Source organism: Lelliottia wanjuensis (genome assembly GCF_030238365.1).
In the GTDB taxonomy this organism is placed as follows: domain Bacteria; phylum Pseudomonadota; class Gammaproteobacteria; order Enterobacterales; family Enterobacteriaceae; genus Enterobacter; species Enterobacter wanjuensis.
In genome coordinates this window covers 78566-98792 of sequence record NZ_JASSOT010000064.1, presented here as the reverse complement: position 1 = coordinate 98792, position 20227 = coordinate 78566, and the positions used below count along the sequence as shown (strand labels likewise).

The following is a 20227-nucleotide window of genomic DNA, read 5'->3' as shown; positions in this document are numbered from 1 at the left end:
AGCGCTTTGAGAGGCGCTGTTATTGTAAGTAGAACGTTTTAGTAGAACGTTCTACTTATCGTGAGAGAAGCCAGAATTTCGCGCAACTTAATTTTCACATTTGAGCAAACGAAATAGTGATTCTTTGAAGTTGATCGAGAATTAATCGTTATGGAGGTAAACGCAAAACGGCAACATCGTTGCCGTTTTTAATGTTTTCGCCCTCTCCCGTGGGAGAGCGTTGGGGTGAGGGCATCAGCGTGGTGCGGTGCTCATGCCGGGTGGCGGCTGCGCCTTACCCGGCCTACAAAAACAAGTAGGCCCGGTAAGCGCAGCGCCACCGGGCATGGGGCGAACTCAGGCGGTAACCGTAATACTCTGGTTCTGGAAACTTACCGTCTGGCCGGCGACAATCTTGCAGCGCTTGCGGGTTTCTACCACGCCGTCGACGGTGACCAGCCCGTCAGCGATAAAAATCTTCGCCTGCGCGCCGCTTTCGCTCCAGCCTTCCAGTTTGAGCAGATCGCACAGTTCTACGTGCGGGTGTTTACCTAATGAAAATGTTGCCATCTTTTACGCTTCCTCTACGTCGTGATACTCAACGCATGCCTGCAATGTATTCTGAATCAGGGTCGCCACGGTCATAGGACCGACGCCGCCCGGTACGGGGGTAATGTAAGACGCGCGCGCAGCGGCATCTTCATAAACCACATCTCCCACCACTTTGCCGTTTTCCAGACGGTTAATGCCCACGTCCACGACGATCGCGCCTTCTTTGATCCACTCACCCGGAATAAAGCCCGGCTTACCGACGGCCACGATCAGCAGGTCGGCATTCTCGACGTGCTGGCGCAGGTTTTTGGTAAAGCGGTGGGTGACGGTGGTGGTGCAACCGGCCAGCAGCAGCTCCATGCTCATCGGACGGCCAACGATGTTGGACGCGCCAATCACCACGGCGTTCAGGCCGTAGGTGTCGATGTTGTAGCGCTCGAGCAGGGTCACAATCCCGCGCGGCGTACACGGACGCAGACGCGGCGCGCGCTGGCACAGACGACCGACGTTGTACGGATGGAAACCGTCCACGTCTTTGTCCGGCGCGATGCGCTCCAGCACCTTCACGTTGTCGATGCCCGCAGGCAGCGGCAACTGCACCAGAATCCCGTCGATCACCTCGTCGGCGTTCAGGGTATCAATCAGCTCAAGCAGTTCTGCTTCGCTGGTGGTTTCAGGCAGATCGTAGGAACGGGAGACGAAGCCCACCTCTTCACATGCTTTGCGTTTACTGCCGACATAAATTTGCGATGCCGGGTTGCTACCAACCAGCACAACGGCTAACCCTGGAGCGCGTTTTCCGGCCGCTGTACGCGCCTTCACTTTTTCCGCGACCTCAGAGCGCACCTGCTGCGCAATCGTTTTACCGTCAATAATCTTTGCTGCCATCAGAGAGAGGATTCCGTCTGTAACGTTTGAAAGGGGGATTGCCTATATTTTGTCAGAAGCGAGGCCCGCTGTCAGTCACCCATTGAGAGATTTCCACAATCAGGCGCTAAACCCTGTGCTTTGAATGGTCTTTTCCTAAGGCAAATTAGGATGTAGCCTGGATTAATGCCAGTGTTTTGACCTGTTTTAATATTCGTTACCAGGCTACTTTGATGCTTCCAAAATAAACATTCAATTGTGCAATTGATTGTGTTTTTAATTCCCGAATTAACGCGGGAAGGGCTTATTACATTCAAAGGAACAGATATGAAATTTAGCAATATTGCTTCTTCCGTCATCGCATCGCTGGTATTAGTTGCGGGTGCCGCACATGCAGCGGATCCCGTATCCGTAAATGGCGGTACCGTTCACTTTAAAGGTGAATTAGTTAACGCAGCTTGTGCGGTAAATACTGAATCTGCGGATCAGATTGTGACCCTGGGTCAATATCGTACGGCGAAATTCACCAAAGTAGGTGATACCACCTCCAATATTCCGTTCACCATTGAACTGAATGATTGTGACCCGACTGTTGCGGCAACCGCTTCCGTTGCGTTCACCGGCCAGATCGATGCTACCGATAAAACCCTGCTGGCAGTCACCGCAGGCGATAACGACAACACCGCGAAAGGTGTTGGTATCGAAATCCTCGACAGCTCTTCCAGCACCCTGACCCCAGACGGTGCCACCTTCTCCGCAGCGAAAACGCTGATTGAAGGCACTAACACCCTGAACTTTACCGCGCGTTACAAATCCACTGCGGCGACCACTGAACCTGGTCAGGCCAACGCGGACGCTACCTTCGTGATGAAATACGAATAAACCGCGCTTCAGGGATGACCCGGCCTCAGGGAAGAGGCCTGTTTGAAGCATATCGAGGGCTAAGGATGACCAGAAAATGGCTCCTGTTTTTGCTGTCCATCTTCGCTGCGATCCCAGCGCTGGCGCATACGGTGGTGGTAGACGGCGGGCGGGTACAGATGAAAGGCGAGCTGGTTAACGGCGGCTGTGCCGTGGCGCCTGAGAGCCAAAGCCTGCGCGTGGAAATGGGGCAATATCGCACAAACTCCTTTACCAGCGTCGGCAGTTTTTCAACGGTAGCAGTGCCCTTTACCTTACGGCTGGTGGATTGCAGCGTGGACGTGTCGCGCACGGTGGGGATGATGTTTGAGGGCGTCACGCCCGCAGAAGATCCGCAGGTTTTTCTGGCGACCTCCCGGCCCGGCGATAGTCGCGTCAGCAGCGGAATTGGGCTGGCGTTATTTGATTCGCAGCAGCGCCAGATTATCCCTAATGCCACCGCAACCACGATGTTGCCGATAGACACTCCTGAGGTGACATTTCATTTCAGCGCTCGCTATCGGGCTATTTCAGAACACCTTGTGCCGGGCAATATTCAGTCGGATGTCTGGTTTACGTTGATTTATCCATAACGTCGTACACACCTGCGAACTTAATAGTAAAGGTATAGTTGTGATGAACACTCTAATAAAACCAGGACTGATTGTTTCGTTTATTTTAATGATGATTTCTCTGCCCGTTCAGGCGTCCGGTGGGATTGCCCTGGGGGCCACGCGGGTTATTTATCCGGCGGAGGCTAAACAGACTTCGCTCGCCATTACGAACAGCAATAAACAAGAGCGCTATTTAGTCAACGCGTGGATCGAAAATGACCGCGGCCAGAAAGAAAAAACCTTTGCGGTGACGCCGCCGCTGTTTGTCAGCGAGCCGGACAGCGAAAACACGCTGCGTATTATCTACGCCGGTCCGCAGCTGCCTGCCGATCGCGAATCCCTTTTCTACATGAACGTCAAAGCCATTCCCTCCGTCAACAAAGACAATCTGGAAGGGAAAAACGTGCTGCAGCTGGCGATCCTGTCGCGCATCAAACTCTTTGTGCGACCAAAAAACCTGGCGATGCCGCCCGAAGAGGCTCTGTCCCAGCTCCGTTTTGAGCGGGCGGGAAACCACCTGAAAGTCAGCAACGCCTCGCCCTATTACGTGACGCTGGTGAACCTGTATCTGGGCGGGCAGAAGCTGGAAAATATCATGATTGCGCCGAAGAACTCCGCGCAGCAGACCCTGCCGACGGGGGCCAGCGGTGCGCTGTCCTGGCAGAGCGTGAATGACTACGGCGCTATCACTCCTGCGCGTCGCGTCAGTCTTTGAGCCGAGTCAGAGTGATGAATAATCCACGATGGCGCTTCCGCCCGTGTGCGCTGGCAGTGATGACGGTGCTCTGCCCGGCGATGGTGTGGGCGCAGAGCTATTTCAACCCCGCGTTTTTGTCGGAAGACACGGCAGGCGTGGCGGATTTATCGCGCTTTGAGCAGGGGCATCAGCAGGCACCTGGCACCTATCGCGTGGATATCTGGCGTAACGATGAATTTCTCGGCGCTCAGGATGTCCGCTTTGAGACGGCTGCAGAAGAGACCCCGCCCGTCGCTGGCGGGTTGTCGCCGTGTATCACGCGCGCGATGCTCGACCGCTTTGGCGTCAATATTAGTGCGTTTCCGGACTTGACGAAGGCCACCGGAGATACCTGCATTCCGCTGACGACGGCGATCCCCGGCACCGAAATCGCGTTCAACTTTGCCTCCCTGCGCCTTAACGTCAACCTGCCGCAGGTGGCGATGCAGAACAGCGCGCGCGGCTACATTCCGCCGGACCAGTGGGACGAGGGGATCCCGGCCCTGTTGCTCAACTACAGCTTTTCCGGCAACCGGGGCAATGACGATGACAACAGCTACTATCTGAACCTGCAAAGCGGCCTGAACTATGGCCCGTGGCGTCTGCGCAATAACGGCGCGTGGCGTTACTCGCAAAGCAACGGTCAAAGCCAGAACGAGTGGCAGAATATCAGCACCTCCGCGCAGCGCACGGTGATCCCGCTGAAAAGCGAGCTGGTGCTCGGCGACAGCAATACCGGCAACGATGTGTTCGACAGCCTCGGTTTTCGCGGTCTGCGCATGTATTCGTCCGACAGTATGTATCCGGACAGCATGCAGGGCTACGCGCCGACCGTACGCGGGATCGCCCGCACGCCAGCAAAAGTGGTGATTCGCCAGAACGGCTACGTTATCTACCAGAGCTATGTCCAGGCCGGGGCGTTTGCCATCAGCGATCTGAACCCGACCTCCTCGAGCGGTGACCTTGATGTGACCGTGGAAGAGAAAGACGGCAATCCGCAGCACTACACCGTGCCGTACTCCACCGTGCCGCTGTTACAGCGTGAAGGCCGTCTGAAATACGATCTGGTTGCCGGGGATTACCGCAGCGGCAACGACGATCAGGATACGCCGTTCTTCACCCAGGGAACGATGATTGCGGGCCTGGGCAACGGCTACACGCTGTATGGCGGCACCCAGCTCGCTTCGCGCTATACCTCTATCGCGCTCGGTGCGGGGAAAAACCTCGGTGACTGGGGGGCGGTCTCCCTCGATCTCACCCAGGCTCGCAGCCAGCTGGCCGATGACAGCCGTCACGAAGGGCAATCCCTGCGCTTCCTGTACGCTAAATCACTCAACGGTTTCGGTACCAACTTCCAGCTCCTGGGCTATCGCTATTCGACGAAAGGGTTTTACACCCTCGATGACGTGGCGTGGAAAACCATGGAGGGCTACCAATATAGCGACGACAAGAACGACGACGGTACGTCGGACGTGCAGAGCTATCACAACCTGACGTGGAACAAAAAAGGGCGCTTCCAGGTGAACATCTCCCAGTCGCTGGGGGATTACGGTTCGCTCTACGTCTCCGGCAGCGAGCAGACCTACTGGGGAACCAGCGATTCCAGCACCTGGTATCAGCTGGGCTACGCCGGAGGCTGGCAGGGCGTGAGCTATTCCGTCTCGTGGTCGTGGAACCAGGCGGTGGGCATCGGTGGCACCGATAAGCTGGCCTCATTTAACGTCTCTGTGCCGTTCAGCCTGTTTACCCGCCACGGTTTCCGCCGTGACAGCGCCATCGACCGCGCCTACGCCACGGCCTCCGCCAGTCGCAACAGCGATGGCGATACCAGCTGGCAGACCGGGGTCAGCGGCACCTTGCTGGAAGACCGAAACCTGACCTACAGCGTCAGCCAGGGACACACCAGCACCAACGGGGCAAGCGGGAGCGCCAGCGCTAACTGGCAGGCGACCTACGGCACCTTCGGGGCCGGGTATAACTATTCCCGCGACCAGCATGACCTGAACTGGCAGATGTCCGGCGGCGTGGTGGGCCACGCGGACGGCGTGACGTTCAGCCAGCCGCTGGGCGATACCAACGTGCTGATTAAAGCGCCGGGCGCATCCGGGGTGAACATCGAAAACCAGACCGGGGTGAAAACCGACTGGCGCGGTTATGCCGTGATGCCTTACGCCACGGTCTATCGCTACAACCGCGTGGCGCTGGACACCAATACCATGAACAACAATACCGATATCGAAAACAACGTCAGCAGCGTGGTGCCGACTAACGGGGCGCTGGTTCGCGCGAGCTTTGACACGCGCATTGGCGTGCGTGCCCTGCTGACCCTGATGCGCGGCAATCAGCCGGTGCCATTCGGGGCCGTGGTTCGCGAAACCGAAAGCGGCGTCACCAGCATGGTGGGCGATGACGGGCAGGCCTATCTCAGCGGGTTGCCGCTGCGCGGGGAGTTACTGGTGCAGTGGGGCAATGGCGCGAACGCCCAGTGCCGCGCGTCCTATGACTTGCCAGAAAAGAGCCTGCAACAGGCGATCACGATGAAGGAGATCCGCTGTGATTAAGATGAGATACCTGATGGCGGCGCTGCTGCCCTGGTTTCCTGCCACGCAGGCGCTGGCCACGGTCTGCGCCAACCAAAACGGTGTCCCCACTGATATCTCTTACGATTTAACGAACACCTTTAACAGCTCCAACAACCAGGTCGGGCAGATCGTCACCCTGGCTGAAAAATCACAGTGGGTGGGGGTTAACGCCGTGTGTCCTTCGGGCACCTCGGGCAATACCACCAAACGTAGTTACGTCACCGATTTCCCGATCACCAGCACCATTGACGGCTACAAGTACCTGAAGCTGAATGATTATCTTGATGGGGCGATGAAGATCACCGACAGCTATGCCGGGGTGTTTTATCCGCCGCAAAACTTCATTCAGATGGGCAGCCACCCGAACGTGTCTAAACATCAGCCGTTCCCGGTGAATGACTCGAATCTGGTGTTTCGCCTCAAGGTGACGCGACGGTTTATCAATATGGTGGTGATCCCGCGTCAGGTGATGTTCCGCGTGTACGTCACCACCACCTCATCGGACCCGCTCACCACGCCGGTTTACACCATCAGCTACAGCGGAACCATCCAGGTGCCGCAGAGCTGCGCGATTAACGCCGGGAAAGTGGTGGAGTTTGATTTTGGTGATATCGGCGCGTCGCTGTTCAGCCAGGCCGGGGCCGGGAATCGCCCGCAGGGGATCAACCCGAAAACCCAGACCGTTGCCATCAAGTGCACCAACGTGGAAGCGAATGCCTATCTCACGATGCGCGTCGAGGCGGAAAAAGTGTCCGGAAACGCACTGGTTTCCGATAACCCGGATTTAGGGTTTATCGTCGCCACGACCAGCGGCACGCCGCTCACGCCAAATAACCTCGCCAGCAAGATCCCATTCCGCCTGGATAACAACGCCTCGGCGGTGGTCGGCATCAGCGCCTGGCCGGTGAGTATCACCGGGAACAAACCGAGCGAAGGGCGCTTCACTTCCCGCGGCTATCTGCGCGTGGATTACGACTAAGGAGAGGGCGATGAAGAGACGGTTTTTACTCGCCGCAATGGCGCTTGCGGGTATGACATCGGGCGGCGCGCTGGCGGATACCCCGCTCGGGGAGATCAACATTGAGCTGTACGGCAACATTGTGGATTTCACCTGCGTGGCGGAAGGGAGCGACAGCGACAAATCAGTGACGCTGGGCACCTGGCCGACAAAGCAGCTGAGTACCACCGGCAGCCGTACGCAGGCGATGCCCTTCACCTTAAAGCTGACGGGATGCCCGCCGGGGGCGGCGTCGATTACTTTTTCGGGGAAGACAGATCCGCAGGACCCGGAGCTGCTGGCGCTCAATGATGCCAGCCAGGCGAGCAATGTGGCGGTGGAGATCCGCGACCGGGATAAAACGCGTCTGCCGCTACAGCAGGCGAGTCAGGACGTGGTGGTAGACGCGCAGGGTAATGCCGTTCTGGACTTTTATGCGAATTACATTGCCACAGCCAATAATCCGCAGCCAGGTCGTGCAGATGCGGATGCGACCTTTATGATTAACTATAATTAAGACTAACTGCACTCCCTGAAACTCGCCTGAGCGGCAGGGAGTGCTTTCAGATTATAACAGCTCGTGGGCTTTGGCATAATCAATAAGCTCAACGATAGTCTGCACACCTAATTTCGAATAGATGTTTGACTTGTGTGCGCTAATTGTTTTGTTGCTAAGCAGTAATTGCTGGGCGATTTCCTTGTTGGATAATCCATTAGCCAGAAAACGTAAGACGGTGACTTCCCGGTTAGATAATGGCATGTCATTTATCGCTCCCCGGTGTGAGCCCTGATGGTTTATAAAACTCAGGGTTTCATAGGGGAAGAAAGAATACCCCGCCAGTAGCATCTCCACCGCGTTATAGATATCTCCCAAATCCTTTCGTTTGCTTACAAATCCATTTGCACCCGCACGCATGGCGCGCCCGGCGTAAAATGATTCTGATTTAGAGGACAAGAACAGGATTTTAATATCCTCGTTTAAGTTTTTGATTCTCTTCAGTAAAGAGAACCCATCCGTGCCCGGTAGTTCGATGTCGAGGATCACCAGATCGATAGGGTGATTGCGGATGTAGTCCAGCGCTTCATGGCTGTCACCGGATTTGAGTTTAATCTCAATGTTCTTATTTTTCTGGAGCAGAACTTCGATTGACATTCTGACGATCGGGTGCTCGTCAATAATGATAACGGATGCCGGTTTCATTTTTTATGCCTCAGGTTGTGAAAGCGCAATTGAGATCGGTACAAAGGCGCCTGGTATGCCGGAAGGATAATTCTGCAGATCCTTATACGGGGTATTTCCCTGGAAAAAGCGAAAGCATCCTTGTTTACGTTGTGATGAAAATTGATTCGGCCTGTCTGCCAAATTTAAATTTCTTTGATGAGTAAAGGTATTTCTTATTCTCATTGAGAACATGCTTATTATACCGTGTAAGTTTTCTCCGAAAAGCCTGTAAATTAACTGCGGAGTGTTTCTTAATATGATCTTCTGAGGACGGAAAGCGATGATTTTAAATTTGGGCTAAATAACCAGTTATTGCTCTTAACAGAGATTATCCTATTTATGTAATTGCAAAAAATAATAGAATCCGCTCAATGTTAATATAATGTTGCTATTTTAAGCGCTTTCAGCGGAAATTCCTGGGCCACAAAGTCGGAAAAAATCTTTCCTCACTGCGCGCGAGACCTTCATTTGAAAGTGCTGTGCACCTTTCAGCAAAAATTCCCTCCGACTGCAGCAGGATCTCCTGCCACCAAGGATCGCCCGTTTTAGCGAGTCCTTGAATACTCACGTCTTTACATCCTTATCATCTTCTTAACGGATTAAATTAAATCTTAACTTCTGGATGAAAATCCTGGATTACCTGCGTTAGTCAGAGATTTGCATTGAGAGAAAGGCGGGATTAGGAATAGTTGTAATCTTTAACAGAATGTTAAAATGAAACATGTTTTTAATGCTTTGCGTAAGTAATTTCCTAACGTTCTTTAGGAATTAAGGGGTTAATAAGACGGGGATACGGCGAGGCGATGCAGAAGATGCAGTAATTCCTGACGGTGATGTAATCCCAGTTTACTCAGGATCCGCCCAAGACGATAAACAATGCGGCTATAGGGGCGCTGGTGGAAGAGGGCGATATTTCGTAGCGACTCGCCCTGAGATAAAAATTGCAGGATGGTCCACTCTTCACGCGAAAAATAGACGCTGCGATGGTTAACCGGGGGAAGGGTGGTTGCCAGTGCGTGCTGCAGCGCCTGAGCAGGCAGCTGCCGCTCCAGCACCTCGAAAGGGCCGCTGGTTTTACACATGATTCGGGCGTCGTAGTCATCGGCGCGAACCAGCAGACTGACGGCGGTAAACGGCGGGTACAAGATGATGCGGCGCAGGGCATCAAGCATCTCTAATAGCGGCAGCGTCCGGCTTTCAATGTCGACGACCAGCCGTGCCGACGGCCAGTTCTCCAGCGCGCTGAAGGCTGATTCCAGGGTGTCGTATCCGCAGCAATGTTTCATAGGGGCAGGGCCGCACTGAATTCCCGTCTGCAGGAATTGATCGTGCGTGACGAGGAGCATAAAGGGTGCGTCGGGTCTGCGTGTCTGATTGATGGATTGACTCAGGTATACAAGACGGTCAAAAAAAGGGGCGCGGGAACGGACATCGGAAAAACCCAGCGAATCGCTCCCTTTTCGACGACGCCGGTAGCGGCGTACGGTCATGCGCATTGATTCTCTCTCAGGCTAATCTCTTTTTCTCCTCAGACCAGCCTACAGAGGGCCAGTAATATCCCTGACCGAATTCCGCCCCTGCCTGCAGCGCGTATTCCCGATCCTTTTTTGACTCGATGCCTTCAATCAACACATTGTTCGCCACCTGCGCGCAAAGATTCACCAGCTCAGCCAGCGCGGGCGTTGATCTTTTACGCCAGAACGCCATCTTATCGATCTTGACGCCGCATAACGGCAATTGACGTGACAAAAATGGGCTGAGGGAGGCGGTGTTCACGTCGTCCAGCCAAATCCGGCAGCCTCGATCGGCTAACATCCCCCAGTGTCGGGTCACCCGTTCGCGTAACTCCGCAGGCAGCTGGAAGAACAGACCCGGTTCGACGATTTCAATGTTCTGTCCGGCGTTAAGCAGCGGCAGGATCCGGGCAAAATAATCCGGCTCCATAAATACGGTTATCGGCAGGTTGATGAAAAGATGATTAGCGTAACCTGTGTTTTTGAGGGCCGCGAGCTGCACTTCCAGTAACCTAATGCACTGTTTCACCGACTGATGCTGGAAAAATGTTTCGCTTTGTTCGGGCGAAGCGAGCTGGCTGAGGAGCTCCATACCGACGACGCGGGAAGAGGAGAGGGCCACAATGGGTTCGAGTTTGATGCCGACAATCTCTGGCGAGACGCCTTTTAGCGGAGGAAAGCGGCTTTCTGACGGATCAGAAGGAAAACGGGGGGCTGAGGCGGTCACAACACTGTCCTGTTATCTTCCGGCTCCTGGTGCCGGGATACCGCTGACGAGTGTGACGGTGATTGTCTTCTGAAAATAGCAGGCGTTACTTAAAGAGGGTTAAGGCTTTTCGCAGCGCGGGCAAGTGGCAGAAATATGAGAGGAATGGAGAAAAAACAGGCGTATTAATGGGGGATTGAGGCGGCTTAGGTGAGAAGCCAGGCGATCGCGCTAAAAGGCATTGACTCACTTGCCATTGACCGTATAATTCCAGGCGTTTCACACCGCAAGTGCACTTCTCTCAGTGCGCCCTTAGCTCAGTTGGATAGAGCAACGGCCTTCTAAGCCGTAGGTCGTAGGTTCGAATCCTACAGGGCGTACCATGAAGAAACAGTGAGTTACGCCAGTTTCAATCCCGCCTGATTTTCCCCTTGTGTCATATCTGTGTCATGGTTGCCAAAAATGGCATCAATTTTCCGCGCGTGTTCCGTTAAATGGTTAGGCGCAAGGTGAGCATATCGACGCACCATTTCAATCGACTCCCAGCCGCCCATTTCCTGCAGAACAGAAAGCGGAACGCCATACTGAATTAACCAGCTTGCCCATGTGTGTCTCAGGTCGTGAAACCTGAAATCCTGAATCCCGGCCTTCGCCAGTCCAATCTTCCACGCGCTGTTGTCATCGACACGCATTTTCCTCACGGCTGGAGTTAACGTTCCATCTGGACGCGTGGCGGCTTTAGTGTGAGCAAATACCCATCGTGAACTCTTCCCTATCTGATCCCTTAACACCCTGCATGCGGTATCATTCAGAGCCACGCCGATAGCCTTGCCCGCTTTTGCGTTCTCTGGATTTACCCATGCAACCTTTCTCTGCATATCGACCTGCTGCCACTCCAGATCAATGATGTTGGAGCGGCGCAGGCCGGTAGCCAGTGCAAATATCACCACTGGCTTAATGCTCTCTGGCATGCATTCGATTAGCCGTTCGGCCTCATCCCTGGTTAGCCACCGGATCCGTTTGCTTACCGGCTTTCTAGTTTTGATAGCCGGTGCCGACTTTATCCAGCCCCAGTCATCGGCAGCCGCCTTTAACAACGACCGCATGAATGACAGATGCTGGCTCTTTGTTGCCTGACTTACCGGTTTGTCTGCATATGCCGGCGGCTCCTTTCCGCGGCGAATAGCCGCATCCCTGCGCGACTCCCATATCTGGATATGCTTACGATTCACCATTTTCGAAACAGCGTCATGCACCTGCTCAGCTGTGATGGTTGAAACATCACGACCGGTAAAGTGCCGCAGGAAATACTCAATCTTTGTTCTGTCGTCATCCAGCGATCGCTTATGGTCCTTTTCGCGAATCCACCGGATGCAACACTCCTCAAACGTCCTTGTCGGCAACTCTCCAATCTTATCTACCCGCCACGCTTCCGACTTCAGCCGGTCGTGCAACTCCTGTGCTTGTTTCTTGTCCCCCGTGCCAAGAGACCTTCTAATTCTTTGCCCTGACGGCGTAACGAAATGACAGTGCCATACTCCGCCTCTGAGGGTGATTGACATAAATTCTCTCCTTTATGCTCACCCGCGCTCGCGACAACAGGATCGCGCGGGTCATTTAAATACGCAATACAGGCTGCATCGGTAGTCCGATATTTGTTGCCCACCTTTTTGCCGGCCAGTTCACCAGAATCGATAAGCCGGTATATAGTTCGGGGCGAGACGATCAGGAGTTCCGCCGCCTGTTGCGCGGTGATTGGCTTTGCTGAAACCATTGGTTATCTCCAGGCAATAAAAAACCGCCATGTGGCGGGTCGGTCATAAATGGGCATTAATCATTCAGAGAGTGCCTTGAGGTACTGGCGGCCCTTATCTGTGATCTGGAAATTCCCCATCCCGAATTTAGTGGGCTTAATAAATCCCGAATCCCAGAGGTCGCTTGCAGTTTGAGGAAGAACACGCCAAAAGCGAGTCCTAGCCAGAAATGTCGAAAGCATGTTTATCTCTCTTTTTGTTAAATCTTGCTTCATACCTTCTCCTAATCCATTCTCTTATACAGTTGCGGACCGTCTACAGTGGCAGCCCGTAGTTCGTTTTCGTTGTGCACCTGGTAGCTCCCTGAATCCCATCGGCACCAGTATTTCGGATGCTCGCTATCTGGTTCGATCTGGCTCTCAACGTATCCATGTATTCCGCCAGTCTTAAGCTGGACTAACGCGCCCACAGCATACTTAGCCATTGCACACCTGCCGGTTCGTGTAGAAATGAGATGAAGGCCCCCAGAGCATTGAGAGCAATGACGAGCCAGATGATGGGATTCGATTGCATGATTTACTCCCAAAAAGAATGCCCTCACATGGAGGGCAAAATGGGGATGGAGGCGGCGCTTTCGCACCCAATAGCCAGCTCACTGGAGCCGGCTATAAGTTGCGTCAATCTTCAAGCGGGATATAACCTTCTTCTGGGTAGTCGGCATAACAAGCTCTTAGGCCGTTGTAATCTTCGTCGTCACCATCACCCTGAATGACTCCGCTATCGATGCTCAACTCTGTTTCTGCATCAACTTGCGCCTCCTCTGGAGTGGAGCAAGATAGCCCTGCAAAACATGCCAATTCGTAAATCTGCTTTATCGTTAAGTTCATGCTCTCTCCTCATGCCACGCGCTGCATTGCACGTAGCGATTTAATGTGTGCCGTCGTTTCGATGTCGTCCCATATCTGCTTTAACTCCGCACCATCGACATACTCAAAATCATGCTGAAATCGCATCATGCTGGCTATGCAGTTATGACCGTTTCGCTGATAGTGGACTGTGTCGGATTTGGTGCGGAGGATTTTGCAGAGGGAGCCGTTGGTATCTACGTAGAATGAGTTAGGCTGGATTATCCTGAACATTGGGCACCACCTTAAATTCGATTACCCATACCCAAGGGTTATGCTTGAAGCTTTGATCAGGATAAATGCTGTCCCATAACTGGCGGAACCAGAGCCATTTATCCATGCCTCCGCCGTAAGGCGCTGGATTTTCGGGATAACCTTCTTTTCCCGCATCGTCATCGCTTACGCTGGCTAAGAGCTCTACCCGCACGCCGGTAATCTCCAGTGTGAGGCGACTGGCCCAGCGGGGCATGTGAATTGATGGAGTCCAGCGTATTTCATCAACCGGAGGTACATTCTCGTAATGAGTTGGAACGTGCGAAGGGTAATTCGCTCGATAAAGTTTCAGGTCCGGCGCGCCAGCACCAGCTTCAGCCCACGTTTCGCGCACCCATATGCGATCGCCCGGATTGCCAAATGGACAATGTTCACGGTAATAGCTCTGGCTGTTTTCATGGTCTATTCCACATTCCAAAGGGTAGCATTCGCCTATCTGAGAACCTAAATCGATAAGGTTAAGATGCCGCTCACTGACAATTCGACGCGTTTGTGTCTTTCTGCCGTCAAGGATTGCGCGCACCATCTCACCGTTAAAAATCATTCCGCGCTCTTTCACTGAATCCCCCTCTGCTTATTCCGTAACTCCACAATCTCAAGGCATGCCACACACATCGTGCATCCCGGATACGCTTTCCTGCGCTCATCGCTGAGAGCTTCATCGCACTCAATACAGTGCGTTGCTGATACTGCGCTATGGTCTAGCCTGTGCATACTCAGTGCGGCGTCACGGTGTAAATCTTCCAGTGCCGACGCGTTATCAATGATGTCAGTCATTTCAGTGCTCCCGAAACTGGCCGTTAATCCTGCCAATGGTGTAGACGAACAATAAAAAAGGGACACCAAGTCCCTTTATCTTCTCGAAGTGCTTCGCCAGTAACGGTCTACTCACGGCGTCAAACTTCGGCTTGGGCCTCTGCGCCATTGCTGCCTTCAGCTCTTCGTTGCATCGCCGGGCAGTGGCGCGTAATGCGTTGTTTTGCTCTTCGGTCATGCAGCCTCCCGTCGCGCTAATAATTTGTTGCCGAATGACATCAACTCGTCACGGTCGATAGTCGTGAATTCACAGTGAGTACGCGGGAAAGGTCGCCAGATGATTAGCATCGACCCTTTGTTGTTGCCGCTTACCGGCTTACCTGTGACCGGGTTGATAAATGCCAGTCGACCGGCGGTGATGAAACGCACCTCACTAGCCGTTTGCATCGCTTCTTTGAACCAGCCAACCGATGTGTCTGCCGGAACTAGCATCACAGTGCCGATCTGGTTTCCGTTCTCGGCGGCTGCCTTCTTCACGAACGGCGTGATATCTGAATATGGCGGATTCAGCCAGGCATAACCCTGTGCGGCTATGTGATCGGACCACGGAGTTGTGAGCGTGTCCTGCTCAGCAGTAATGAACTTTCGGCATAGCGCATTGTGTGGCGCGGCGGCCGCATCCAGTTGGAAACAAAACTCCGCATCTAGCACGGTGAATAGTGCCGGTGGAGTCCGCCATAAATCACGCTGATCAGCTGGCGTGTTACTCCCGGTGTAATCGGTCATGGCTACCCCTTAGCGTTCATCTCTTCTGCAATGCGCTGGGCCTTGAGAGGGTTTCTGATAACAGAGAGACCGGGATATACCCAGCCTCTTTGGATGACGGAATAGACAAGAGTTATCCGTCCGACACGGATTTTGTCGTGTACGTGTTTCATGTTTTCCGCCTACTTGATGATAAGTGAAGGCTTGCCGAGTTTTATTTGCGCGCCAGGGATAGCAATGCCAGCCTTCAATTGATGCTTGATTGCCAACTTGTCCGCTTTGATAATTGTTTCGTACTCGACAAATTGCGGAGGCAGTGAAGATTCATCGGTAATCTCTACTGATTCGGAAGGGGCGCGAAGAGTGACCTGATGCAACCCGGCACGAATCTTTTTCATTCCCATCACTTCTAGAGACGATGCGATGTAGGCGTAGAGACTATCAACTTTGTTGTTGATTGCAGTTGCTCGCTCGTTGAGTGATTTTGCTTCTTCCTTGAGGCGTTCGGCATATCCTGTTTCGTTCTTGCAGATAGCCAGCAACTGCTCGATTTTGTCGGTCAGTTCACCCTCCATTCCTTCCAGTGTGTCGGCTATCGATTCCGGGTCAAAGTCTGAATCCATCAGCTTTGCGTAGCTGTTGGCGATTTCGTAAAGCTTACTCACTTGTCACCTCCAGTTTTGATTTGCATTCGGCATAAATAGCCTGGACGTTCTGCTGCAGTTTCATGCCTGCAGTTCGTTTATACGCGTCAGCAAAAATGCGCTTCAGATCATCCATGGTTTCAGTTTTCGCCATGTCGTCACAAAGCTCTTGCACTTGGTCGATTACCTCCTGTTGTCGGCGGCGCTCATCCTCGCGAATTTCATCTTCTGACTTGTGAGGCATAACCGGTTCCTGATGAATTCCTTCATCTTCATTGATAACGTGAATCGCGTTATCCAGGCGGTCGGCGCGGGGCCAGTATTTGCTGGCTCGTTTTACGATGGTCTTGCGTGCCATCTCTTCCCAGAAGTTCTTCCACGGTCCGTTCTTGGCCTTGCTGGTTGCTTCCGTTGCCTTGATTTCTGCCAGGCTCATCTCTTCCGTGAGATAGTCTCCATCAGGAGTTTTTACTGTGCAGTAACCACCGACCACAACACCCCGATCGCCGAATGCGTTGTACTTGTGAGTTGGCGCGGTATCGAGTCCGTTCGATTCGTACGTGTCATTCGAGTAGACCAGTTTGCATTGGCCCCACTTAATAGACCCTGTCGCTTGTGCCAGGTGAAGAAGGCCCATGTAGCTGATATCGAGACACACCATCCCGTCGCGAGGAACCAGATAGGCGAGCTTGCTTGCAGGGTTAAGCGTGATTCCGATGGCGGCTACGTTGATGATTGCGTTCTGCGCGCTGGTAGGGTTGCCCAGCGCTGTTTTGGCGAGATAGTCATTCTTCTGGAACAACTGGATAGCGAACTGGCTTTCCTTGGACCACGTCACCGACTGGTCAGTCAGAGCGCCGCAGAATAGCGGCTCCTGCTGTTTTACAAACTCAACAATTCCGAGAGACATTATTCGCTCTCCTCAAAATCAATTTGGTGCTTTGCGATGACCTCCGCCATATATCTGGCGTGAGCAGCCATTCGCTCCTGAAATTCGACGTCATCATCAAATGCTTTGCTGATCGCTTTCTTGTCCGCTCCGCAGCGCTGAAGCTCATCAACACAAATTCCCTCGAAGTGCCTCAGTTTCAGCCCCTTCTCAAGGTCATTGGCCAGGTCAGCCACTTTCTCTTCTCGGGCGATTTGCTGGTAGTGTCGAGTCCAGTTCTGGGCCTCGATTCTGTCCTGCACGTGGTATGCGTTCATTGCTGAACTCCTGAAATTTGGTTGTGCGCTTCCCGTCTGCGATAGCCGGACAGGGAGTGATGAAAGTGGGGGAGGGTTATTCAGACTTTAGGTCAGGCAGTGGCATCCAGTGAGAGATATGCATATCAATCTCTATCGCAGCACCTCCGTCATAATTTGAAGCGCTGACTCCATCCATTGGAGAGAAACTTCCGTGTATAAACCATGCAGCAGCAGCGCAATAAATATTACCCTCACTACCTATGTCAGCGATTACCGTGTATGTATCTTCATCTGGCATCCGGTCGCTACACTTAATCCATTCCATTTGATCCTCCACGCTTATATCTCGGAGTACCCATTGCCACGCGCATCTTTTGCATTGCCCGGGCCCAGAGATTGCCGTCACCGATAACTTCGGCAATCGCCAGCTCACCTTGAGCAACCTGCAGTAAGTAATGGTTAATCATTCTTTACCCTCCACCTGCTCAAGCAATCCGGCAACGTGCATCTGCCAGCGGTTCATGGTTAACTTCTCGCGAGGCTTATCGACCGACACCAGCTGCCACGTATAGCCATCTGCCATTTTGGTTACGGTGTACTGTCTGCCGTTGTGAGTGACTGTCATGAGGCCTCCCGAGCTTTGAGCATTGCGTCGGCCATTTGATACGCCTCTGCTGCCAGATGGTCATCGCTGTATAGCTTGTCTGGGTTTGCACATACACCTTGCATGAACTTCGCAGCGAAGTAGTCACGCAGCGTCATACCAGGTGAAGACCAAACCTTTTCGTAATTGCTCTCTTCAGTCGGGAATGCTGTTTCTTGTTGCATAACTAATCCTTTGTCCTGATAAATCTGATGGTTTTTATAGCTGACAGAATTCTTGATCTGGCAATTTTGTTACCGCGAAAATTCCAGTAAATTGCTATGGCCTTTTCCATGGTATTGATTGCTGCATCGTGATTATGAAAGTGATGGGATAAGACCAAATCAATATCGTATTCGGTAAGCAACTTCATAATCATCTCCGCGCTTAAGCCGCGCCGCTGAACTAAAGACCTCTGCATATGCAGACATTTAAGCGGTGGATAGCCGCCCTGATAACGGAGCACCCTCGTGAAGATGCTTTGGTATCAGCAAGAAAAAACCCGCCGGAGCGGGTCTGTAGAGCAGTTATTAGCAGTAAGTTTTTATTCCGTTCTCCGCGAGAAACGACTTAATCTCGTCGTAATCTTCAATTTCCCACTCTTCAAGAAATTCACGGAAGCTGTTGCGCGCAGCATGTTTTGTCAGCGCATACATAAGCTTGTTAAAGCCAGCCGGGAACACTACCTTCTCATCCATCGCCTTACCCTCTTGTCTCGTGAGCTAATAAAAAGGCCGCCGTAGCGACCTAACCTAGTGAAACCTCATAACCCTGCTCAGACAGCCAGGTAGCTACATCTGCATCACCAATGGCCTCCAGAAGATCATCGACGTTGTATTCACCGACGATTTCATCTGCTTTGAAAGAGTCAGAGATTTCCATGTCATCAAAATCCACTTCAAGGCTACGATTCCATCCATCACCTTCTGGCGTGATTCCGTTTATGGATTTAATTTTTACTTTCCCGCTAATTGCCATTGCCTCACCTCATAAGTTAATTAACGTGCCGTAACAGAATCTTTGCGGTTGCGATATCAAATCAGCGGGGTCGATTTGCCGCGTGATTTCTGCACCGCGTGAATCTTGTTGCCAAACGGGTTGCTGTCTTTGTACCAGGTGCGGCGATTCTTGCGCTCAACAGCTTCTGCGCGTCTTTCCATCTCCTGCCGATACTCAGCCAGCCCTGATAAATCAATCGGGTTCACAGCGCTTTCTACGCGTGATTTCGGCTTGCGAGTCAGCGAGAGAATCTTGCGGGTGTCCGGCTTGGCGCTTACCCCAACTAACAGGGGATTAGCAGCTTTCCATTCAGCCTGTTTCTCTGCGCGGCGTTCGCGGCGGCGTGCTTGTGCATCCATCTTGAATCTCCTGTCAGTTAGCTTTGGTGGTGTGGCAGTTCGCGCCTTGCAGGCCTATGCGAATATCCATCCTGCCGCTTCCAGGCTGTGCCGAAGCACCTGCCACACCCCAAAGCTTTCTGCTTTGAATGCTGCCCTTCTTCAGGGCCAGATTTTTAAGAGCTTCACCGTCCTGGTGAGTAGTGCGTCCTGCTGATGGGATAAATTTAAGACATCTTAATTTAATGGTCAAGGGGTATTTGAAGAAAACTTAATTTATTTTTTAAGTGTGGTGTGAAAATGAAGTTTGAGGGTTTTGTTGGGTGGGGAGGTGTGGGGGAGCGGAAATAGAAAAGGGCCGTTTGGCCCTTATGGTAGGTTTACCAACTTGGCGTCGACGACTACACCAATGATCTTGCAGTTACCATCAACCTCAATCATCTGATATTGAGGATTGAGCGGTTTCAGATACCGGCGACCGGCATCAACAACATATTTTTTAAACGTGGCTTCGTTCACGCCTTCCAGCTTAGCGACAACCAGCTTCCCGCTGCGTGGTTCAACTTCAGGATCGACAAGTATCACCATTCCCTCTGGAATGCTGAGGCCGACTGGGGATGTCATTGAGTCACCCTGAACGTCCAGCCAGAAAGACTCCTCTGAGCAGTCCACAGTGGTGTCATACCAGTTGTCGATAGCTCGACGATGATAAGGTTCTACAGCTTCCATCCATTGCCCCGCGCTAACCCAACTGATTAGAGGATAGCTTCCCTTTGGTTTATTTGTACCGTGATAGGCAACGTTTGATTGGCTGCTATCACCATTATGTAGGTAGTTTGGGGAGCAGTTCAGAGCCTTAGCCAGAGCTAAAAGGTTATCTCCCTTGGGTTCTGTCTCGCTCCTCTCCCACTGCGATATAGCAGCATTAGAGACGCCAACCATCTTCCCCAGGGCGTCCTGTCGGATCTTCATCTCTTTGCGTCGCGCACGAATGCGTTCGCCCATCGTTTTCATATTCATAGTTAAGTCATCTTAATTCTTCTTGACTTAAGATTCCTTTAGTAGATAATTTAAGTGTTCTTTATTTCGGAGCGAGTCCATGTACAAAAAACAAGTTATCGACCACTTCGGAACCCAGCGCGCAGTCGCGAAGGCTTTAGGCATTAGCGATGCCGCCGTTTCACAGTGGAAAGAAGTGATCCCTGAGAAAGACGCCTATCGACTGGAAGTCGTTACAGCTGGCGTTCTCAAATACAACGAGGCTGCTTACCGGGCAGCCGCGTAAAAGTACCA

The 20227-nt window shown here is 52.6% G+C and carries 33 protein-coding genes and 1 tRNA gene; 8 read left to right on the top strand and 26 right to left on the bottom strand.

Annotation, left to right across the window (positions count from 1 at the left end; translation table 11 throughout):
* Positions 1-336 precede the first annotated feature (336 nt).
* Positions 337-549: a ribosome-associated protein YbcJ gene (gene ybcJ / locus QQF33_RS16775; protein WP_282492539.1), complete on the bottom strand. Its 213-nt coding sequence runs from the start codon at positions 547-549 to the stop codon at positions 337-339.
* Positions 550-552: 3 nt separating this feature from the next.
* On the bottom strand, positions 553-1419 hold the full coding sequence (folD, locus tag QQF33_RS16770; protein ID WP_282492538.1) for a bifunctional methylenetetrahydrofolate dehydrogenase/methenyltetrahydrofolate cyclohydrolase FolD: 867 nt from the start codon (positions 1417-1419) through the stop codon (positions 553-555).
* A gap of 306 nt (positions 1420-1725) precedes the next feature.
* On the opposite strand from folD, the gene fimA reads away from it, so the two are divergent.
* The 6 genes from fimA to sfmF all read left to right on the top strand — a co-directional run bounded on the left by fimA (position 1726) and on the right by sfmF (position 7744).
* On the top strand, positions 1726-2280 hold the full coding sequence (gene fimA / locus QQF33_RS16765; protein ID WP_282492537.1) for a type 1 fimbrial major subunit FimA: 555 nt from the start codon (positions 1726-1728) through the stop codon (positions 2278-2280).
* Positions 2281-2345: 65 nt separating this feature from the next.
* Complete coding sequence (fimI, locus tag QQF33_RS16760; RefSeq protein ID WP_285158253.1) at positions 2346-2891, top strand: type 1 fimbrial protein subunit FimI; 546 nt, start codon at positions 2346-2348, stop codon at positions 2889-2891.
* A 43-nt stretch (positions 2892-2934) separates the two neighbouring features.
* Positions 2935-3627: a type 1 fimbria chaperone FimC gene (gene fimC / locus QQF33_RS16755; protein ID WP_282492535.1), complete on the top strand. Its 693-nt coding sequence runs from the start codon at positions 2935-2937 to the stop codon at positions 3625-3627.
* A gap of 14 nt (positions 3628-3641) precedes the next feature.
* Positions 3642-6209, top strand: a complete 2568-nt coding sequence (locus QQF33_RS16750; protein WP_285150506.1) for a fimbrial biogenesis usher protein — start codon at positions 3642-3644, stop codon at positions 6207-6209.
* Position 6210: 1 nt separating this feature from the next.
* Entirely contained in the window at positions 6211-7209 is a 999-nt protein-coding gene (fimH, locus tag QQF33_RS16745) for a type 1 fimbria D-mannose specific adhesin FimH (protein ID WP_390888239.1), read from the top strand.
* A gap of 10 nt (positions 7210-7219) precedes the next feature.
* A complete protein-coding gene (gene sfmF, locus QQF33_RS16740) occupies positions 7220-7744 on the top strand; it encodes a fimbria assembly protein (protein ID WP_390888238.1) in 525 nt (174 codons plus the stop codon).
* 51 nt (positions 7745-7795) lie between these two features.
* On the opposite strand, the gene fimZ is transcribed toward sfmF, so the two are convergent.
* From fimZ to QQF33_RS16725, 3 genes are all read right to left on the bottom strand, one after another.
* Positions 7796-8428 carry a fimbria biosynthesis transcriptional regulator FimZ gene (gene fimZ / locus QQF33_RS16735; protein ID WP_282492532.1) on the bottom strand — a complete coding sequence of 211 codons (633 nt, stop codon included), beginning with the start codon at positions 8426-8428 and terminating at the stop codon, positions 7796-7798.
* A gap of 797 nt (positions 8429-9225) precedes the next feature.
* Positions 9226-9735 (bottom strand): DNA-binding response regulator, encoded by a 510-nt coding sequence (locus QQF33_RS16730; RefSeq protein ID WP_324723788.1) that lies wholly within the window; start codon positions 9733-9735, stop codon positions 9226-9228.
* Between the two features lie 220 nt (positions 9736-9955).
* Positions 9956-10690, bottom strand: a complete 735-nt coding sequence (locus QQF33_RS16725) for an EAL domain-containing protein (RefSeq protein WP_285150505.1) — start codon at positions 10688-10690, stop codon at positions 9956-9958.
* Positions 10691-10975: 285 nt separating this feature from the next.
* Here QQF33_RS16725 and QQF33_RS16720 point away from each other — a divergent pair.
* Positions 10976-11052, top strand: a tRNA-Arg gene (locus QQF33_RS16720).
* 15 nt (positions 11053-11067) lie between these two features.
* Here QQF33_RS16720 and QQF33_RS16715 read toward each other — a convergent pair.
* The 21 genes from QQF33_RS16715 to QQF33_RS16615 all read right to left on the bottom strand — a co-directional run bounded on the left by QQF33_RS16715 (position 11068) and on the right by QQF33_RS16615 (position 19954).
* Positions 11068-12225: a tyrosine-type recombinase/integrase gene (locus QQF33_RS16715; RefSeq protein ID WP_285158358.1), complete on the bottom strand. Its 1158-nt coding sequence runs from the start codon at positions 12223-12225 to the stop codon at positions 11068-11070.
* Positions 12108-12443, bottom strand: a complete 336-nt coding sequence (locus QQF33_RS16710; protein ID WP_285158252.1) for a helix-turn-helix domain-containing protein — start codon at positions 12441-12443, stop codon at positions 12108-12110. Before QQF33_RS16710 ends, QQF33_RS16715 begins: the two co-directional genes overlap by 118 nt.
* A gap of 60 nt (positions 12444-12503) precedes the next feature.
* Complete coding sequence (locus QQF33_RS16705) at positions 12504-12698, bottom strand: hypothetical protein (protein ID WP_285158251.1); 195 nt, start codon at positions 12696-12698, stop codon at positions 12504-12506.
* 402 nt (positions 12699-13100) lie between these two features.
* The gene (locus tag QQF33_RS16700; protein ID WP_282493758.1) at positions 13101-13310 is read right to left on the bottom strand and encodes a hypothetical protein; all 210 of its coding nucleotides are present in this window, start codon (positions 13308-13310) and stop codon (positions 13101-13103) included.
* Between the two features lie 9 nt (positions 13311-13319).
* Entirely contained in the window at positions 13320-13562 is a 243-nt protein-coding gene (locus tag QQF33_RS16695; RefSeq protein WP_285158250.1) for a DUF4222 domain-containing protein, read from the bottom strand.
* Positions 13540-14145, bottom strand: a complete 606-nt coding sequence (locus QQF33_RS16690; protein ID WP_285158248.1) for an ASCH domain-containing protein — start codon at positions 14143-14145, stop codon at positions 13540-13542. Before QQF33_RS16690 ends, QQF33_RS16695 begins: the two co-directional genes overlap by 23 nt.
* 11 nt (positions 14146-14156) lie before the next feature.
* Positions 14157-14378 (bottom strand): TraR/DksA family transcriptional regulator, encoded by a 222-nt coding sequence (locus QQF33_RS16685; protein WP_285158246.1) that lies wholly within the window; start codon positions 14376-14378, stop codon positions 14157-14159.
* A 1-nt stretch (position 14379) separates the two neighbouring features.
* The gene (locus QQF33_RS16680; RefSeq protein WP_285158245.1) at positions 14380-14595 is read right to left on the bottom strand and encodes a hypothetical protein; all 216 of its coding nucleotides are present in this window, start codon (positions 14593-14595) and stop codon (positions 14380-14382) included.
* On the bottom strand, positions 14592-15143 hold the full coding sequence (locus QQF33_RS16675; RefSeq protein ID WP_285158244.1) for a phage N-6-adenine-methyltransferase: 552 nt from the start codon (positions 15141-15143) through the stop codon (positions 14592-14594). Before QQF33_RS16675 ends, QQF33_RS16680 begins: the two co-directional genes overlap by 4 nt.
* A 2-nt stretch (positions 15144-15145) precedes the next feature.
* Positions 15146-15295 carry a DUF1317 family protein gene (locus QQF33_RS16670; protein ID WP_285158243.1) on the bottom strand — a complete coding sequence of 50 codons (150 nt, stop codon included), beginning with the start codon at positions 15293-15295 and terminating at the stop codon, positions 15146-15148.
* A 9-nt stretch (positions 15296-15304) separates the two neighbouring features.
* Entirely contained in the window at positions 15305-15787 is a 483-nt protein-coding gene (locus QQF33_RS16665) for a siphovirus Gp157 family protein (RefSeq protein ID WP_285158242.1), read from the bottom strand.
* Positions 15780-16676, bottom strand: coding sequence for a RecT family recombinase (locus tag QQF33_RS16660; RefSeq protein ID WP_285158241.1), 897 nt, complete (start codon positions 16674-16676; stop codon positions 15780-15782). Before QQF33_RS16660 ends, QQF33_RS16665 begins: the two co-directional genes overlap by 8 nt.
* A complete protein-coding gene (locus QQF33_RS16655) occupies positions 16676-16972 on the bottom strand; it encodes a host-nuclease inhibitor Gam family protein (RefSeq protein ID WP_285158240.1) in 297 nt (98 codons plus the stop codon). Before QQF33_RS16655 ends, QQF33_RS16660 begins: the two co-directional genes overlap by 1 nt.
* Positions 16973-17048: 76 nt before the next feature.
* Positions 17049-17279, bottom strand: a complete 231-nt coding sequence (locus QQF33_RS16650) for a DUF551 domain-containing protein (protein WP_285158239.1) — start codon at positions 17277-17279, stop codon at positions 17049-17051.
* Complete coding sequence (locus tag QQF33_RS16645) at positions 17266-17421, bottom strand: host cell division inhibitory peptide Kil (RefSeq protein ID WP_285158238.1); 156 nt, start codon at positions 17419-17421, stop codon at positions 17266-17268. The genes QQF33_RS16650 and QQF33_RS16645 overlap by 14 nt, the downstream gene beginning before the upstream one ends.
* Entirely contained in the window at positions 17418-17579 is a 162-nt protein-coding gene (locus QQF33_RS16640; RefSeq protein ID WP_285158237.1) for a hypothetical protein, read from the bottom strand. Before QQF33_RS16640 ends, QQF33_RS16645 begins: the two co-directional genes overlap by 4 nt.
* Positions 17576-17782 (bottom strand): hypothetical protein, encoded by a 207-nt coding sequence (locus tag QQF33_RS16635; RefSeq protein ID WP_285158236.1) that lies wholly within the window; start codon positions 17780-17782, stop codon positions 17576-17578. Before QQF33_RS16635 ends, QQF33_RS16640 begins: the two co-directional genes overlap by 4 nt.
* 345 nt (positions 17783-18127) lie before the next feature.
* Positions 18128-18295 carry a hypothetical protein gene (locus tag QQF33_RS16630; protein WP_285158235.1) on the bottom strand — a complete coding sequence of 56 codons (168 nt, stop codon included), beginning with the start codon at positions 18293-18295 and terminating at the stop codon, positions 18128-18130.
* Between the two features lie 49 nt (positions 18296-18344).
* Positions 18345-18575 (bottom strand): hypothetical protein, encoded by a 231-nt coding sequence (locus QQF33_RS16625; RefSeq protein ID WP_285158234.1) that lies wholly within the window; start codon positions 18573-18575, stop codon positions 18345-18347.
* 56 nt (positions 18576-18631) lie between these two features.
* Positions 18632-18955 carry an antitermination protein N gene (locus tag QQF33_RS16620; RefSeq protein ID WP_285158233.1) on the bottom strand — a complete coding sequence of 108 codons (324 nt, stop codon included), beginning with the start codon at positions 18953-18955 and terminating at the stop codon, positions 18632-18634.
* Positions 18956-19303: 348 nt separating this feature from the next.
* Complete coding sequence (locus QQF33_RS16615) at positions 19304-19954, bottom strand: LexA family protein (RefSeq protein WP_285158232.1); 651 nt, start codon at positions 19952-19954, stop codon at positions 19304-19306.
* Between the two features lie 79 nt (positions 19955-20033).
* Between QQF33_RS16615 and QQF33_RS16610 the strand changes: the two genes are divergently transcribed.
* Positions 20034-20219, top strand: a complete 186-nt coding sequence (locus tag QQF33_RS16610) for a Cro/CI family transcriptional regulator (RefSeq protein WP_252687509.1) — start codon at positions 20034-20036, stop codon at positions 20217-20219.
* Positions 20220-20227: the final 8 nt, after the last annotated feature.

Bases quoted from the DNA above. Each gene is read 5' to 3' on its own strand.
- folD (WP_282492538.1), bottom strand. From the start codon at position 1,419: ATGGCAGCAAAGATTATTGACGGTAAAACGATTGCGCAGCAGGTGCGC.
- QQF33_RS16695 (WP_285158250.1), bottom strand. From the start codon at position 13,562: ATGTTCAGGATAATCCAGCCTAACTCATTCTACGTAGATACCAACGGC.
- QQF33_RS16620 (WP_285158233.1), bottom strand. From the start codon at position 18,955: ATGGATGCACAAGCACGCCGCCGCGAACGCCGCGCAGAGAAACAGGCT.
- QQF33_RS16635 (WP_285158236.1), bottom strand. From the start codon at position 17,782: ATGCAACAAGAAACAGCATTCCCGACTGAAGAGAGCAATTACGAAAAG.
- sfmF (WP_390888238.1), top strand. From the start codon at position 7,220: ATGAAGAGACGGTTTTTACTCGCCGCAATGGCGCTTGCGGGTATGACA.
- QQF33_RS16710 (WP_285158252.1), bottom strand. From the start codon at position 12,443: ATGGTTTCAGCAAAGCCAATCACCGCGCAACAGGCGGCGGAACTCCTG.
- QQF33_RS16750 (WP_285150506.1), top strand. From the start codon at position 3,642: ATGAATAATCCACGATGGCGCTTCCGCCCGTGTGCGCTGGCAGTGATG.
- QQF33_RS16625 (WP_285158234.1), bottom strand. From the start codon at position 18,575: ATGGCAATTAGCGGGAAAGTAAAAATTAAATCCATAAACGGAATCACG.
- QQF33_RS16645 (WP_285158238.1), bottom strand. From the start codon at position 17,421: ATGATTAACCATTACTTACTGCAGGTTGCTCAAGGTGAGCTGGCGATT.
- QQF33_RS16700 (WP_282493758.1), bottom strand. From the start codon at position 13,310: ATGAACTTAACGATAAAGCAGATTTACGAATTGGCATGTTTTGCAGGG.
- ybcJ (WP_282492539.1), bottom strand. From the start codon at position 549: ATGGCAACATTTTCATTAGGTAAACACCCGCACGTAGAACTGTGCGAT.
- QQF33_RS16660 (WP_285158241.1), bottom strand. From the start codon at position 16,676: ATGTCTCTCGGAATTGTTGAGTTTGTAAAACAGCAGGAGCCGCTATTC.
- QQF33_RS16730 (WP_324723788.1), bottom strand. From the start codon at position 9,735: ATGAAACATTGCTGCGGATACGACACCCTGGAATCAGCCTTCAGCGCG.
- QQF33_RS16705 (WP_285158251.1), bottom strand. From the start codon at position 12,698: ATGAAGCAAGATTTAACAAAAAGAGAGATAAACATGCTTTCGACATTT.
- fimC (WP_282492535.1), top strand. From the start codon at position 2,935: ATGAACACTCTAATAAAACCAGGACTGATTGTTTCGTTTATTTTAATG.
- QQF33_RS16610 (WP_252687509.1), top strand. From the start codon at position 20,034: ATGTACAAAAAACAAGTTATCGACCACTTCGGAACCCAGCGCGCAGTC.
- QQF33_RS16670 (WP_285158243.1), bottom strand. From the start codon at position 15,295: ATGAAACACGTACACGACAAAATCCGTGTCGGACGGATAACTCTTGTC.
- fimH (WP_390888239.1), top strand. From the start codon at position 6,211: ATGAGATACCTGATGGCGGCGCTGCTGCCCTGGTTTCCTGCCACGCAG.
- QQF33_RS16680 (WP_285158245.1), bottom strand. From the start codon at position 14,595: ATGACCGAAGAGCAAAACAACGCATTACGCGCCACTGCCCGGCGATGC.
- fimI (WP_285158253.1), top strand. From the start codon at position 2,346: ATGACCAGAAAATGGCTCCTGTTTTTGCTGTCCATCTTCGCTGCGATC.
- QQF33_RS16615 (WP_285158232.1), bottom strand. From the start codon at position 19,954: ATGAATATGAAAACGATGGGCGAACGCATTCGTGCGCGACGCAAAGAG.
- QQF33_RS16630 (WP_285158235.1), bottom strand. From the start codon at position 18,295: ATGGATGAGAAGGTAGTGTTCCCGGCTGGCTTTAACAAGCTTATGTAT.
- fimZ (WP_282492532.1), bottom strand. From the start codon at position 8,428: ATGAAACCGGCATCCGTTATCATTATTGACGAGCACCCGATCGTCAGA.
- QQF33_RS16640 (WP_285158237.1), bottom strand. From the start codon at position 17,579: ATGACAGTCACTCACAACGGCAGACAGTACACCGTAACCAAAATGGCA.
- QQF33_RS16655 (WP_285158240.1), bottom strand. From the start codon at position 16,972: ATGAACGCATACCACGTGCAGGACAGAATCGAGGCCCAGAACTGGACT.
- fimA (WP_282492537.1), top strand. From the start codon at position 1,726: ATGAAATTTAGCAATATTGCTTCTTCCGTCATCGCATCGCTGGTATTA.
- QQF33_RS16675 (WP_285158244.1), bottom strand. From the start codon at position 15,143: ATGACCGATTACACCGGGAGTAACACGCCAGCTGATCAGCGTGATTTA.
- QQF33_RS16690 (WP_285158248.1), bottom strand. From the start codon at position 14,145: ATGATTTTTAACGGTGAGATGGTGCGCGCAATCCTTGACGGCAGAAAG.
- QQF33_RS16650 (WP_285158239.1), bottom strand. From the start codon at position 17,279: ATGGAATGGATTAAGTGTAGCGACCGGATGCCAGATGAAGATACATAC.
- QQF33_RS16685 (WP_285158246.1), bottom strand. From the start codon at position 14,378: ATGACTGACATCATTGATAACGCGTCGGCACTGGAAGATTTACACCGT.